This is a genomic window from Serratia sp. CY32780 (assembly GCF_052169135.1).
Lineage (GTDB): Bacteria > Pseudomonadota > Gammaproteobacteria > Enterobacterales > Enterobacteriaceae > Serratia > Serratia sarumanii.
Genome location: NZ_JBJNLI010000009.1, coordinates 59,926 through 73,959 on the forward strand (window position 1 = coordinate 59,926; position 14,034 = coordinate 73,959).

Here is a 14,034-nt window from a genome sequence, read left to right on the forward strand (position 1 = left end):
CTCATTATTTCGGGCCGGCCGTCGGCCGCCCGTGGTTAACCTCATGGATTGGGCTGGCTGCCCCGGCGGCCTCTCATAATGGATTACAATGATAAAAAAAATCACCGCTTTGACGCTGTTGGTCAGCACGGCCCTTTCCGCCGAAACCCTGCCGGACGCCCACATGATGCGGGATATGTCGATGGGGGAGTCGCGCCGCGCGCTGCAAGACAGCACGCGTGAAGTCAACCAGTTGATTGAGCAACGCCGCTACCAGCAGCTGAAGCAGCAACGCTTGCTGGCGGAGCCGGAACCGGCCGCGCCCGCCCTGCCGCAGTCCGCGCAGTGCCTGCCGATCGCCGGCGTTTATCTGCAGGGCGTCACCCTGCTCTCGCCGGCCGATTTATCCGCCCTGAGCGCGCTGCCGGAACAGTGCATCAGCAGCAACGATATCAATCGCCTGACCCGTGAATTAACGCGCCTTTATGTGCAAAAAGGCTATATCACCGCGCGCGTACAAATTGTTCGCCCTAATTCACAGGGAGAATTGGGATTAAGCGTCACCGAAGGATTTATCGAGAAAATAGAAGGCGGCGATCGCTGGGTCAACAGCCGTTTATTATTTCCAGGGCTGGAAGGCAAACCGTTGAAATTAACCGAGCTCGACCAGGGATTGGATCAGGCCAACCGTTTGCAATCGAATACCACCAAGCTGGATATATTGCCCGGCCGCCAGGTTGGCGGTTCGGTCATTCGTTTGCGCAATCAGCATGCCAAGCCCTGGCTGATTACCGTCGGCACGGATAATTACGGCCAAAAAAGCACCGGCCAGTGGCTGGCTCGCGCCACCGCCACGCTGGACAGCCCATTCGGCCTGTCGGACTTCGTCAGCCTGAACGCCAACAGCACGCTGGAAAACCCGGCTCACCGCTATAACCGCGCCTATACCCTGCTCTATTCGCTGCCGTACGGCGCGTTCACCTTCAGCGGGTTCGCCAGCTTCTCCTCCTATGAGAACCACCAGCAGCTGCCGCACAACCTGGTCAAACTGCACGGCCAGACCCAGCAGTACGGGCTGCGCAGCGACTACGTGTTTTACCGCGATCGCGATCAGATAGACAGCCTGAGCGGTCAGTTGACCTACAAACGCATCGACAACTACTTCGAAAGCGTGCGCCTCGAGGTCAGCAGCCCCACCCTGACCCTGGCCGAACTGAGCGCCAGCCACCTGCAAATTCTGCCCAACGGGGTGTTCAGCGCCAACCTCAGCGTCGAACAGGGCCTGCCGTGGCTGGGGGCCGGTCGCCATCCAAGCTCGGTGCACCTCGACAGCCAGTTCACCAAAGGCAAGCTGTTCGCCAACCTCAGCCAGCGCCTTCACCTGGGTGACGCCACCTATCAGCTCAACAACCTGTTCTACGGCCAGTACAGCCGCGACCCGCTGCCCGGCGTGGAGTGGCTGAGCCTTACCGATCGCAGCGCCGTGCGCGGCTTCAGCCGCAGCACCCAGTCAGGCGACAACGGCTGGTATCTGCAGAACACGCTGTCGCGCAGCTTCAATCTGGGTGCCACCACGCTGACGCCGCGCCTCGGCGCCGACGTCGGCCGCATTTTGCCGCGCCAGGACAGCTCGGGGTGGCGCAGCAGCGCCGGCCTGAGCAGCGGCGCCACGTTGCGCTATCGGCAGGCGCTGGTCGATCTCGAGGTCAGCCGCGGCTGGATCTTGTCGAATCACGCCACGCCGGAAGATCCCGTTCAGGTACTGGCGCGCTTTTCTTACACCTTTTAATCAGCAGTTTTGCAGGACCCCACGGCAATATACGGAGAAACATGGATGAAAAATAATAACTTCAGGCTTTCAGCAGCGGGCAAACTGGCCGCCGCGCTGGCGATTATTCTCGCCGCTTCCGCCGGCGCCTACGCCGCGGAGATCGTGGCGGCCAACGGCGCCAACGGCCCCGGCGTTTCCACCGCCGCGACCGGCGCGCAGGTGGTCGACATCGTCGCGCCGAACGGCAACGGGCTGTCGCACAACCAATACCAGGACTTTAACGTCAACCAGCCCGGCGCAGTGCTGAACAACTCCCGCGAGGCGGGGCTGTCGCAGCTGGCCGGCCAACTGGGCGCGAACCCCAATCTGGGCGGACGCGAAGCCAGCGTCATTCTCAACGAAGTGATCGGCCGTAACCCTTCTCTGCTGCACGGCCAGCAAGAGATCTTCGGCATGGCGGCCGACTACGTGCTGGCCAACCCGAACGGCATCAGCTGCCAGGGCTGCGGGTTCATCAACACCAGCCGCTCCTCGCTGGTGGTCGGCAACCCGCTGGTGGAGAACGGCCTGCTGCAGGGCTACAGCACCCTGGACAACCGCAATACCCTGAGCCTCAACGGCGTCCTGAACGCCGGCGGCGTGCTGGATCTGATCGCACCGAAGATAGACAGCCGCGGCGACGTGATCGTGCAAGACTTCACCCATCGCAACGGCAGCGTGACGCCGGCGGCGATCAACGCCATCAGCGGCCTTAACCGCGTGGCGCGCGACGGCAAGGTGCTGGCCAGCGTACAACCGACCACGGCGCTGGACAGCTACTACCTCGGCAGCATGCAGGCCGGGCGCATCAACATCATCAACACCGCGCAGGGCAGCGGCGTGAAGCTGGCCGGCACGCTGGCCGCCCGCGACGATCTCAAGGTGAAAGCCTACGATATTCGCAGCGAAAGCCGCGTTGACGACGCCAGCAGCAACCGCAACGGCGGCGAGAACTACCAGAACTACCGTGGCGGCATCTACGTCAACGACCGCAGCAGCAGCCAGAAGCTGACCCGCACCGAGCTGAAAGGCAAGAACATCAGTCTGGTGGCGGATAACCATGCGCACCTCACCGCCACCGATATTCGCGGCGAAGACATCACGCTGCAGGGTGGCAAGCTGACGCTCGACGGTCAGCAGCTGAAACAGACCCAGGGCCACACCGACGACCGCTGGTTCTACTCCTGGCAATACGACGTCACCCGTGAACGCGAGCAGCAGCAGCAGGCGGGCAGCACCGTCGCCGCCAGCGGCAGCGCCAAACTCGTCAGTACCCGGGAAGACGTGAACCTGTTGGGCGCCAACGTCAGCGCCGATCGGGCGCTGAGCGTCAAAGCGGCGCGCGACGTGCATCTCGCCGGGCTGGTGGAGAAGGATAAGTCCACCGAACGCGGCTACCAGCGCAATCACACTTCCAGCCTGCGCACCGGCAGCTGGAGCAGCAGCGACGAAAGTGAGAGCCTGAAGGCCAGCGAACTGCGTAGCCAGGGCGAACTGACCTTGAAAGCCGGCCGCAATGTCACTACCCAGGGCGCCAAGGTCCACGCCCAGCGCGATCTGACGATCGACGCAGACAGCCAGATCCAGGTCGGGGTGCAGAAAACCGCCAACGCCAAAGCGGTACGCGATGACAAAACCTCCTGGGGCGGCATCGGCGGCGGCGACAACAAAAACAACAGCAACCGCCGCGAGATCAGCCACGCCTCCGAGCTGACCAGCGACGGCACCCTGCGCCTGAACGGCCAGCAGGGCGTCACCATCACCGGCAGCAAGGCGCGCGGCAAGGAAGGCGGCCTGGTCACCGCCACCCAGGGCGGCCTGCGCATCGACAACGCGCTGAGCACCACCGTAGACAAAATCGATGCGCGCACCGGCACCGCCTTCAACATCACCAGCAGTTCGCACAAGGCCGACAACCGCTACCAGAGCAGCACCGCCAGCGAGTTGAAGTCTGACACCAACCTGAAGCTGGTCAGCCGTAAGGATACCGACGTCATCGGCAGTCAGATCACCAGCGGCGGCGAGCTGAGCGTGACGTCGCAGACCGGCAACATCAACGTCAAGGCCGCCGAACAGCAGCAAAAAATCGATGAGCAGAAGACCGCGCTGACCGTCAACGGCTACGCCAAAGAAGCCGGCGACAAGCAATACCGCGCCGGTTTGCGCATCGAACACACCCGCGACAGCGAGAAAACCACCCGCACCGAAAACCGCGCCTCGACCCTCAGCGGCGGCAGCGTGAAGCTCGAGGCGGAGAAGGACGTGACCTTCAGCGGCTCCAAACTGGTCGCCGACAAAGGCGACGCCAGCGTCAGCGGCAACAAGGTCTCGTTCCTGGCGGCCGACGACAAAACCACCTCGAACACCGAGCAGACCAAGATCGGCGGCGGTTTCTATTACACCGGCGGCATCGACAAGCTCGGCAGCGGCGTGGAAGCCGGCTACGAGAACAGCAAAACGCAGGCGCAGAACAGCAAGGCGGTCACCTCCGGCAGCGACGTCAAAGGCAACCTGACTGTCAACGCCCGTGACAAGCTGACCCAGCAAGGCGCGCAGCACAGCGTCGGCGGCGCCTACAAAGAGAACGCCGCGGGCGTCGATCACCTGGCCGCCGCCGACACCGCCAGCAGCACCACCACCAAAACCGACGTCGGCGTGAACATCGGCGCCAACGTCGATTACAGCGCCGTGACCCGCCCGGTCGAGCGCGCGGTCGGCAAGGCGGCCAAGCTGGACGCCACCGGCGTCATCAACGACATCGGCGGCATCGGCGCGCCTAACGTCGGCCTGGATATCGGCGCGCAGGGCGGCAGCAGCGAAAAACGCAGCAGCAGCTCGCAGGCGGTGGTCAGCTCGGTGAAAGCCGGCAGCATCGACATCAACGCCAAAGGCGAAGTGCGCGATCAGGGCACGCAGTATCAGGCGAGCAAAGGCGCGGTCACGCTGACGGCGGACAGCCACCGCAGCGAAGCCGCGGCGAACCGCCAGGAAGAGCAGAACCGCGATACCCGCGGCAGCGCCGGCGTGCGCGTCTACACCTCCACCGGCAGCGATCTGACCGTAGACGCCAAGGGCGAAGGCGGCACCCAGCGCAGCAACAGCAACGCCAGCCAGGCGGTGACCGGCACGATCGACGCGGCCAACGGCATCAACGTCAATGTGAAACAAGATGCGGTCTATCAGGGCACCGCGCTGAACGGCGGCAGCGGTAAAACCGCCGTCAACGCCGGCGGCGATATTCGCTTTGATCAGGCCAGCGATAAGCAGAGCGAAAACCACAGCGGTTTCAACGTCAAAGCCTCCGCCAAGGGCGGTTTCACCGCCGACAGCAAAAACTTCGGCGCCGGCTTCGGCGGCGGCACCCGCAGCGGCGAAAGCAACAGCAGCACCGCGCAGGTCGGCAACGTCAGCGGCCAACAGGGCGTGGAGCTGAAGGCGGGCCGCGATCTGACGCTGCAGGGCACCAACGTCAAGAGCCAGGGCGACGTCACCCTGAGCGCGGGCAACAAGGTTGCGCTGCAGGCGGCGGAATCGACCCAAACGCGTAAGGAGAACCAGCTGTCCGGCAATCTCGATCTGGGCGCCGGCAGCAGCGACAGCAAGGAAAAAACCGGCGGCAGCCTCTCCGCCGGCGGCGCCTTCGACATCGCCAAGGTGAATGAGTCCGCGACCGAACGCCAGGGCGCCACGCTAGCCTCAGACGGCAAGGTCACCCTGTCCGCCGGCGGCAAAGGCGATGACGCGCTGCATCTGCAGGGCGCCAAGGTCAGCGGCGGCAGCGCCGCGCTCGAGGCGAAAAACGGCGGCATCCTGCTGGAGTCCGCCAAGAACGAGCAGCACAAGGACAACTGGAGCCTGGGCATCAAAGCCAACGCCAAAGGCGGCCAAACGTTCAACAAGGACGCCAACGGCAAGGTCGATCCGAACACCGGCAAAGACACCCATACGCTGGGCGCCGGTCTGAAGGTCGGCGTGGAACAGCAGGATAAAACCACCCACGCCAACACCGGCATCACCGCGGGCGACGTGGCGCTCAACAGCGGCAAGGATACCCGCCTCGCCGGGGCGCGCGTCGATGCCGACAGCGTACAGGGCAAGGTGGGCGGCGATCTGCGCGTTGAAAGCCGCAAGGACGTCGAGAAAGGCGTGAAGGTGGAGGTGGATGCCGGCCTGAGCCACAGCAACGATCCGGGCAGCAGCATCACCTCCAAGCTGTCGAAGGTGGGCACGCCGCGCTACGCCGGGAAAGTGAAAGAGAAACTGGACGCCGGGGTGAATAAAGTGGCCGACGCCACCACCGACAAGTACAACAGCGTGGCGCGTCGTCTCGATCCGCAGCAGGACACCACCGGCGCGGTCAGCTTCAGCAAGGCCGACGGCAAAGTGACGCTGCCGGCAACGCCGGCCGGCGAGAAGCCGCAGGGCCCGCTGTGGGATCGCGGTGCACGCACCGTCGGCGGCGCGGTGAAAGACAGCATCACCGGGCTGGCGGGTCGCCAAGGGCAGCTCAAGGTCAATGCCGACGTGGTGAACAACAACGCGGTCGGCGAGCAGTCGGCGATTACCGGTAAGCACGGCGTAGCGCTGCAGGTCGGCGGCCAAACCCAACTGACCGGCGGCGAGATCCGCAGCCGGCAGGGCAAGGTGGAACTGGGCGGCAGCAAGGTCAGCCAGCAGGACGTCAGCGGCCAACGCTATCAGGGCGGCGGCCGCGTCGATGCGGCGGCCACGGTAGGCGGGCTGTTAGGCGGCGCGGCGAAACAAAGCGTCGACGGCAACGTGCCGTTCGTCAGCGGCCATGCTTCGACTCAGCAGGCGGACGCCAAAGCCGGCGTGTTCAGCGGCAAATAACGCGCCTCCCCTACGCAATGCCCCCGGTTTTCACCGGGGGCATTTTTTTACAGCGTGCTCGGGGTGTCTTCCCAGTCGCGATCGTCGTCCTTGGCATCCTGATCCAACACGTTGTAAGCCACGGCGCAGAACAGCGAGTTCAAACGCTTCATGTCCCCCAACAATCCCAAATGCAACGAACTGGTCTCGATGCTCTGCACGTTTTGCTGATGCAAACGATCGACGTGCGCGTGCGCGTAGCGGCGATCCAGAATGCGGAAGCGATGCTTGGAACGGCGCAGGCGCTTGGCGCTGGTGACGTCGCCGGACAGGAACACCGACAGCCCCAGGCGCAGGTTGCCGATCAGCCGCTCGTGCAGCCCATCCAGTTCCGCCAATCCTTCCGCCGAGAAGGCGCGGCGCGCGGCGTGCGACTTGGCGCCCACGTCGCCGGCCATGCGCTCGATGATGTCGCCCGCCTGTTCCAGGTTAAGCGCCATTTCGATGATCTCCGCCCAGCGGCGCGAGTCTTCCTCGCCCAGATCTTCCTTCTGGATCTGCGCCAGATACAGCTTGATGGCGGTGTACAGCACGTCGACGTCATCGTCGAGGCGCCGCACTTCTTTATCCACGCCTTGCTTGCCGTGCAGCACTTCGCGCTGCAGGATCATCATGTGTTCCACCACGTCGCCCATGCGCAACGTTTCGCGCGCCGCATTGGCCAACGCCAGCGTCGGCGTGTCCAGCGCGCTGGCGTCCAGATGGCGCGGCCGCATGCGCGGATCGTCGGCCGCCACGTCGACGATCAGCCGCTCGCACAGCGTCGCCATCGGCCCGGCCAGCGGGATCATCACCAGACAACGGATCAGGTTGTAGAACACGTGGAAGTAGATCACCAGCTCTTCGCTGCCGCCCGGCAGCTGAGCCATCACATCCGCCAGATAGGAAACGAACGGCAGCACCAGCACACAGCCCACCAGCTTGAACAGCAGGCTGCCGAGCGCCACGCGCCGCCCGGCGGCGTTCTGGCCGCTGGCGTTGATCATCGCCAACAGGCCGCTGCCGAGGTTGGCGCCGATCACCAGGCAGAGCGCCACCTTCAGCGAAATCACGCCGGATGCGGTCAGGGTGGCGGTCAGCAGCACCGCCGCCAGGCTGGAATAGCTGACGATGGCGAACAGCGCGCCGGTCAGGGCGTCCAGCATCACGTCGCCGGTCAGCGACGAGAACAGCACTTTCACCCCGGCCGCCTGGGTGATCGGCGTGGCGGCGGCCACGATCAGCTCCAGCGCCAGCACGATCAGCCCAAGGCCGATCAGGACGCGCCCGATCTGGCCGATCCGCATCTGCTTGCGGCTGAGGAACAGGAAGACGCCGATCAGGATCAGCAGCGGCGACAGCCAGGAAAGATCGAAGGTCAGCACGCGCGCCATCAGCGCGGTGCCGACGTCAGCGCCGAGCATGATCACCAGCGCAGGCGCCAGCCCCACCAGCCCCTGCGCAACGAAAGAGGTCACCAGCAGCGCCGTGGCGTTGCTGCTCTGTACCAGCGCGGTCACGCCGATGCCGGAAACGAACGCCAGCGGCTTTTTCTCAACGCTGTCGCTCAACACGCGCCGCAGATTGGCGCCGTAAACCCGCATGATCCCGGTGCGCACGATGTGGGTGCCCCACACCAACAGCGCCACGGAGGAAAGCAGGTGAAGAAGGGTCAGCACGGAAGATACGCTCCATTAACGCCCGGCCAAAGGAGGCTGGTACCCGATGCCTGTCAGGCGGTGCGGAAAGACGGAACGGTTCTGTTCGCCTTAGCCGCAGCCGGTAGGCCAAAAGATGACGGGTACAGCGCGCGGTCCCGCCTGCCGGGCGTAGGTCTGGCAGGACAGCGGGCGGGCGGCAGACCGCAGAAGAGAAGGGTTAATGCGGCGGCGGAAAGGCCCCGGCGCCGCGCTGCGAAGTCATGCAACTTCCCGCAATACAACAGGTTCCAAGTGTAGCCCAATTTGCTCGCCGTCGGGCCGCAGGTCGGCCACCGACCGGTTGAGCACGTCAACCAGCAATTCTACACCGCGAACCTGAATCCGATAGCGTACCACATTCCCGAGCAAACTGTGGCCCAGGATCACCCCGCCGATCCCCTGCCCGGCCGGCAACAGGCCGATCGATTCGGGCCGGATCGCCACCTTGCCGACATAGCTGCGCCCGGTCAGCTGGGCGGCCTGTTCGGCGGTCAGCAGATTATAGTTGCCGATAAACCCGGCGGCGAAGGCGTCCGCCGGCTGGGTATACAGGGTTTCCGCATCGCCGCTCTGCACGATCTGCCCCTTGTTCATCAGCACGATGCGATCCGACAAGGTCAGCGCCTCTTCCTGATCGTGGGTGACGAAGATCGCCGTCAGGTTCAGCTCGCGTTGAATGCGCCGAATCTGCTCGCGCAGGTGTTTGCGGATGCGCGCGTCCAGCGCCGACAGCGGTTCGTCGAGCAGCAGCAGCCGCGGGCGAGTGACCAGCGATCGCGCCAGCGCCACGCGCTGACACTGGCCGCCCGACAGCTGATGCGGATAGCGCTTCGCCAGATCGCTCAGCTCCACCAGCGCCAGCACCTCCTGCACCCGCTGGCCGATCTGCCCGGCCGCCAGCTTCTGCATTTTCAGCCCGAAGGCCACGTTGCCTTCCACCGTCATATTGGGAAACAGCGCATAGCTTTGGAACACCATGCCGATGCCGCGCTTTTGCGGCGCCAGCGGCACCAGATCCTGACCCTGCAACAAGATTTGCCCGCTGTCGACCGGGGTCAGGCCGGCCAGGCAGCGCAGCAGCGTCGATTTGCCGCAGCCGCTCGGCCCCAGCAGGGTGACGAACTCCCCCTCTTCGGCGGTGAAATCGATATCCTGAAACACTTGGGTCTGGCCATAGTGTTTGTTCAGGCGGGTGACGTTGAGATAAGCCATCGGGTTAACCCTTGTTTTTATTCAGCAGGTTCGCCAGCCAGGTGACGAGCAGCACCACGGCGAAATAGGAGATGACCAGCGCGCTGGTGAAGTGCCCGCTGCCGTTGCGCATGTTGTACAGGTAGACCTGCAGCGTTTCATACTGGCTGCCCACCAGCAGGTTGGCGAACACGAACTCGCCGATCAGGAACGAGAACGACAGCAGCACGGCGATCGTTCCACCCTTGCGCAGGTTCGGCAGCACCACCCACAGCGCCGCCTGCCAGGTGCTGGCGCCAAGCAGGTGCGCGGCGTCCATCAGATCGCGCAGGTTGATCGCCTGCATGTTGTTGCTGATGGCGCGGTAGATAAACGGCAGCGCGATGGTGAAATAGCAGCCCACCAAAATCCAGGGAGTGCCGAGCAGCGGCAGCGGATCGGCGGCGAACAGCTGCATCAGCCCCACCGCCGACACCACCGGCGGCACGGCGAACGGCAGCAGAATCAGCACGTTCATCACCGAGTCCAGTTTGGGGAAGTAGTAAGCGATCACAAACATCGCCGGCAGGATCACCACTACCGACAGCAGCAGCGTGCCGAAGCAGATCAACAGCGAGTGCCACAGCGCCTGCAAAAAGCGCGGGTCGCTCCACAGCGCCGTCAGCCACTTCAGGGTAAAACCGTCCGGTAAAATGGTGGCGCCCCACTGGGTGGCCAGCGCGTAAATCAGCGTCGCCGCCAGCGGCAGCAGCAGGATCAACAGCAGCAGGCCGGTCACCGTGCGATGGTACAGGCGTTCAGCACGCGACATGAGCATTCTCCATCCGATTATGAGCGCGCATTGAGGTAGCTCCTGCGCAGCATCCATTGGTGGATCACCGTGATAAACGCCATCATCACCACCAGCAGCATCGCCAGCGCGCTGGCCAGGTTCGGATCGAGGGAGATGTCCCCTGCCACCAATGCCGAGATGCGGATCGGGATCACGTTGAAGTTGCCGGTGGTCAGCGCGTACACCGTGGCGTAGGCGCCCAGCGCGTTGGCCAACAGAATGACGAAGGTGCCCATCAGCGCCGGCGCCAGCACCGGCAGGCCGATATGCCGCCAGTAGCGCCAGGGGCCAGCGCCGAGCAGCGCCGCCGACTCGCGCCAGTCGGCGCGCAGCGCGTCGAACGCCGGATACAGCAACAGCACCCCCAGCGGGATCTGGAAATAGGTATACAGCACGATCAGGCCGCTCTTCGAATAGAGATTGAAACTCTCCATCAAACCGTATTTGCGCAGCAACAGCGTCAGGCAACCGTTCAGCCCCAGCAGAATGACGAAGGCGAACGCCAGCGGCACCCCGGCGAAGTTGCTGGTCATGTTGGTGAACGACATCACGAAGTCATGAAATCGGGTCTGGCCGAGCTGGCGCAGCGAGTAACTGCCCACTAACGCAATCAGCAAGCCGTAGACGCTCGACCACAGCGAGATCTCCAGCGAGAACTGAAAGGCCTGCAGGTAGAACGGCGAGGTGAGGATATCGACATAGTTGCCCCATCCCCAGCCGCTACTCTCGCTGAAAAAGCTGTGAACGGCGATCCACACCAGCGGGGCGATCTGAAACGCGCCGAACAGCACGATAAACGGCAGCAGGCACAGCGCGGCGATCCATTTGGTTTTGCCGTTCATCGCGCATCCTGCGCCAGCAGCGCCCGGCAGCGCGGCTTGTCATGCGGCACCTGCAGCAGATCGCAGATCGTACCGCACAGCTCGGTTTGCTGCGGATCGGCGTCGTCCTGGCTGAAGCCCGAGCCGAACACGAACAGCGGCACCTGGCGCTCTTCCGGCAACACGCCGCCGTGGCTGCGATCGTCGTTCATGCCGTGATCGGCGGTGACCAGCACCTGATAACCGGCCGCCAGCCACTCGGGCAGATAGCGCGACAGCGAGCCGTCGGCGCGCCGCGCCGCGTTGCGGTACTGCGGCGAAGAGAGACCGAAGCGGTGCCCGGCGTCGTCGATGTTCATCGGGTGGATCAGCAGGAAATCCGGCTGATGCCGCAGGCGCAGGCTTTCGGCGTCGTCGAACAGATGGCTGTCGGGGTAGCCGTCGTCGTAATAGAAATGCCCGTGCTGGATCGGCAGCTCGGGGGCGTCGGTATGGCGGTCGCGCGCGGCGTCGAATGGCGTGCGGTTATACAATTCGCTGAACCAATGATACGCGGCGGCGGCGGTGGTCAACCCGGCGGCGCGCGCGTAATGAAACACGCTTTGTTGATGAGAAAGGCGCGAGACGTGGTTGTGCACCACGCCGCTCTCCACCGGCGTGACGCCGGTGAGGATGCATTCATACAGCGGCCGGGAGAGCGAGGGCAGCTCGCTCTCCAACAGGTACAACCGTCCGCGTCCCGCCGCGCATTCGGCCTGCAGATAGCCCATGGCGTCGTGCGCCACCCGGTAGTTGAGGCCGTCCAGCAGCACGAGGATCGTTTTCATGGTGCGTTAACTCACTGTTGCATAAACATAATGACGTTTTCCTGCCACAGACGCGGCAGCGCTTTGGCGCTCTGTTCCCAGGCCGCCGGATCGGCGATCGGGTGCGCGTTCTTGTACTGCTCGGCCGGCAGCAGCTTGGCCTTGACATCTTCCGGCAGCGTCAGATGCTCGGCGCGGATCGGGCGCGCATAGCCGCGCGCCAGGTTGATCTGGCCGGCGTCGGAGAAGATGTATTCGCGCGCCAGCTTGGCGGCGTTCGGGTGCTTGGCGTATTTGTTGATGATGGTGGTGTAGCCGGAGGTGATCGAGCCGTCCGACGGGATCAGCACTTCAAAACGGGTTTTGTCGATCTGATCGCGGTAGTTCAGGCCGTTGAAGTCCCACACCACGCCAACCTGCACTTCCCCTTTCTCCAGCGATGCGATCACCGGATTGCTCAGGCTCAGACGGCCGGCCTTGGCCAGCTTGCCAAAGAACTCCAGGCCCGGCTTGAGGTTTTTCTCGTTGCCGCCCATGGCGTAGGTGGCCGCCAGCACGCCGCTGGCCGCCTGCGACGCGGTGCCGACGTCGCCGATGGTGACCTGATAGCTGCCCTTCAGCAGATCGGCCCAGCTGTGCGGAATGTCTTTCACCTGCTGTTTATTGATGATGAAGGCGATGGTGCCGGTGTAAGCCAGCGCCCAGTGGCCGTCTTGGTCTTTCGCCCACTCCGGCACCTGATCCCAGGTAGAGGGTTTGTACGGCTGCGTCACGCCCTTCTGCACCGCCACCGGGCCGAAGGCCGCGCCGACGTCACCGATGTCCGCCGTGGCGTTGTTCTTTTCCGCATCGAATTTGGCGATCTCCTGCGCGGAGCTCATGTCGGTATCGACATGCTTCAGGCCATATTTGCTCAACAGATCTTGCCAGGTGCCTTTCCAGTTGGCCCAGCTGTCCGGCATGCCGACGCTGTTGACTTCGCCTTCTTTCTTCGCGGCCTGCTCCAGCGCCGCCAGATCGGTATCCGCGGCCCAGCTCATCTGGCTGGATAACACGATGGCACTGGTTAACACAGAAGCGCACAAACGTTTCATAACTGATGCTCCAGGTGGTAGTGTGGGGAGGGCTGGACTAGTCCAGCAAGGACCAAACCAATCTAACGGACGAATGTGATAATTATATGTCAGCTTAAAAAAGCGACGGTTTTATCACCCATTGCAACGGCGAAAACGCGACGCTGGTCTACCTTAAGGGAGGCCAAACGCACTGAAACGGGACACCCGCTGTATGAGTGAAGCACCGACGACCGTAGCCACCATCTGCCAAACACTGAACGCGCGCATCGCCGCAGGCGAGTTCGCCGTGGGCGGCAAGCTGCCCTCCGAACGCGCCCTGAGCGAACAGTTCGCCACCACCCGCATTACCTTGCAGGAGGCGCTCGGCCAACTGGAGGCGCAGGGGGTCATCTACCGCCAGGTGCGGCGCGGCTGGTTCATTTCGCCCCCGCGTCTTATCTACAACCCGCTGCAGCGCAGCCATTTTCACGCCATGGCGCAGCAACAGGGGCGCGCCGCCCATACCGAGGCGATCGACAGCGCGGTAGTCACGCTCGACGCGCCGCTGGCCGGCCGCCTGGCGCTGCCCCCCGGCGCCGAGGCCTATCGCATTCGCCGGCTGCGCTACATCGACGGGCGCGCGGTGCTGTACTGCGAGCACTACCTCAACCCGGCCTACTTCCCCGGCATACTGGACGAAGATCTGACCCAGTCGCTGACCGCGCTGTACGCCGCGCGCTACGGCATTCACTACGGCCGGGTGCGTTTCGACATGCTGCCCACCCTGCTGCCGCAGCAGGCCGCCGCCATGCTGAAGGTGACCTACGGCAGCCCGGCGCTGTTCATTACGCGGGTGAACCGCGATCAGCACGACCGGGTGATCGATTGCGACCTGGAGTATTGGCGTTACGATGCGCTGCACATCGACGTGGAAGCGCAGTAATGACAAGGACGCATCGCTGCGCCCTTAA

The 14,034-nt window shown here is 63.8% G+C and carries 9 protein-coding genes; 3 read left to right on the top strand and 6 right to left on the bottom strand.

Features of this window, described 5'->3' with window-relative positions; genetic code table 11:
- Window positions 1-88: 88 nt before the first annotated feature.
- Complete coding sequence (locus tag ACJ8HH_RS23525) at window positions 89-1,768, top strand: ShlB/FhaC/HecB family hemolysin secretion/activation protein (RefSeq protein WP_060452114.1); 1,680 nt, start codon at window positions 89-91, stop codon at window positions 1,766-1,768.
- Window positions 1,769-1,813: 45 nt separating this feature from the next.
- The gene (locus tag ACJ8HH_RS23530) at window positions 1,814-6,640 is read left to right on the top strand and encodes a hemagglutinin repeat-containing protein (RefSeq protein WP_442520250.1); all 4,827 of its coding nucleotides are present in this window, start codon (window positions 1,814-1,816) and stop codon (window positions 6,638-6,640) included.
- 47 nt (window positions 6,641-6,687) lie between these two features.
- On the opposite strand, the gene ACJ8HH_RS23535 is transcribed toward ACJ8HH_RS23530, so the two are convergent.
- The 6 genes from ACJ8HH_RS23535 to ACJ8HH_RS23560 all read right to left on the bottom strand — a co-directional run bounded on the left by ACJ8HH_RS23535 (window position 6,688) and on the right by ACJ8HH_RS23560 (window position 13,102).
- Window positions 6,688-8,337: a Na/Pi cotransporter family protein gene (locus tag ACJ8HH_RS23535; RefSeq protein WP_033636226.1), complete on the bottom strand. Its 1,650-nt coding sequence runs from the start codon at window positions 8,335-8,337 to the stop codon at window positions 6,688-6,690.
- Between the two features lie 240 nt (window positions 8,338-8,577).
- A complete protein-coding gene (locus tag ACJ8HH_RS23540; RefSeq protein ID WP_033649699.1) occupies window positions 8,578-9,570 on the bottom strand; it encodes an ABC transporter ATP-binding protein in 993 nt (330 codons plus the stop codon).
- A gap of 4 nt (window positions 9,571-9,574) precedes the next feature.
- On the bottom strand, window positions 9,575-10,360 hold the full coding sequence (locus tag ACJ8HH_RS23545) for an ABC transporter permease (protein ID WP_033649697.1): 786 nt from the start codon (window positions 10,358-10,360) through the stop codon (window positions 9,575-9,577).
- A gap of 17 nt (window positions 10,361-10,377) precedes the next feature.
- A complete protein-coding gene (locus ACJ8HH_RS23550; RefSeq protein WP_039569690.1) occupies window positions 10,378-11,223 on the bottom strand; it encodes an ABC transporter permease in 846 nt (281 codons plus the stop codon).
- Window positions 11,220-12,029 carry an alkaline phosphatase family protein gene (locus tag ACJ8HH_RS23555; RefSeq protein WP_033649695.1) on the bottom strand — a complete coding sequence of 270 codons (810 nt, stop codon included), beginning with the start codon at window positions 12,027-12,029 and terminating at the stop codon, window positions 11,220-11,222. The genes ACJ8HH_RS23550 and ACJ8HH_RS23555 overlap by 4 nt, the downstream gene beginning before the upstream one ends.
- An 11-nt stretch (window positions 12,030-12,040) precedes the next feature.
- Window positions 12,041-13,102: an ABC transporter substrate-binding protein gene (locus ACJ8HH_RS23560; protein ID WP_043148092.1), complete on the bottom strand. Its 1,062-nt coding sequence runs from the start codon at window positions 13,100-13,102 to the stop codon at window positions 12,041-12,043.
- A gap of 193 nt (window positions 13,103-13,295) precedes the next feature.
- Here ACJ8HH_RS23560 and ACJ8HH_RS23565 point away from each other — a divergent pair, with 193 nt between their 5' ends.
- Entirely contained in the window at window positions 13,296-14,006 is a 711-nt protein-coding gene (locus tag ACJ8HH_RS23565) for a UTRA domain-containing protein (RefSeq protein WP_033649693.1), read from the top strand.
- Window positions 14,007-14,034: the final 28 nt, after the last annotated feature.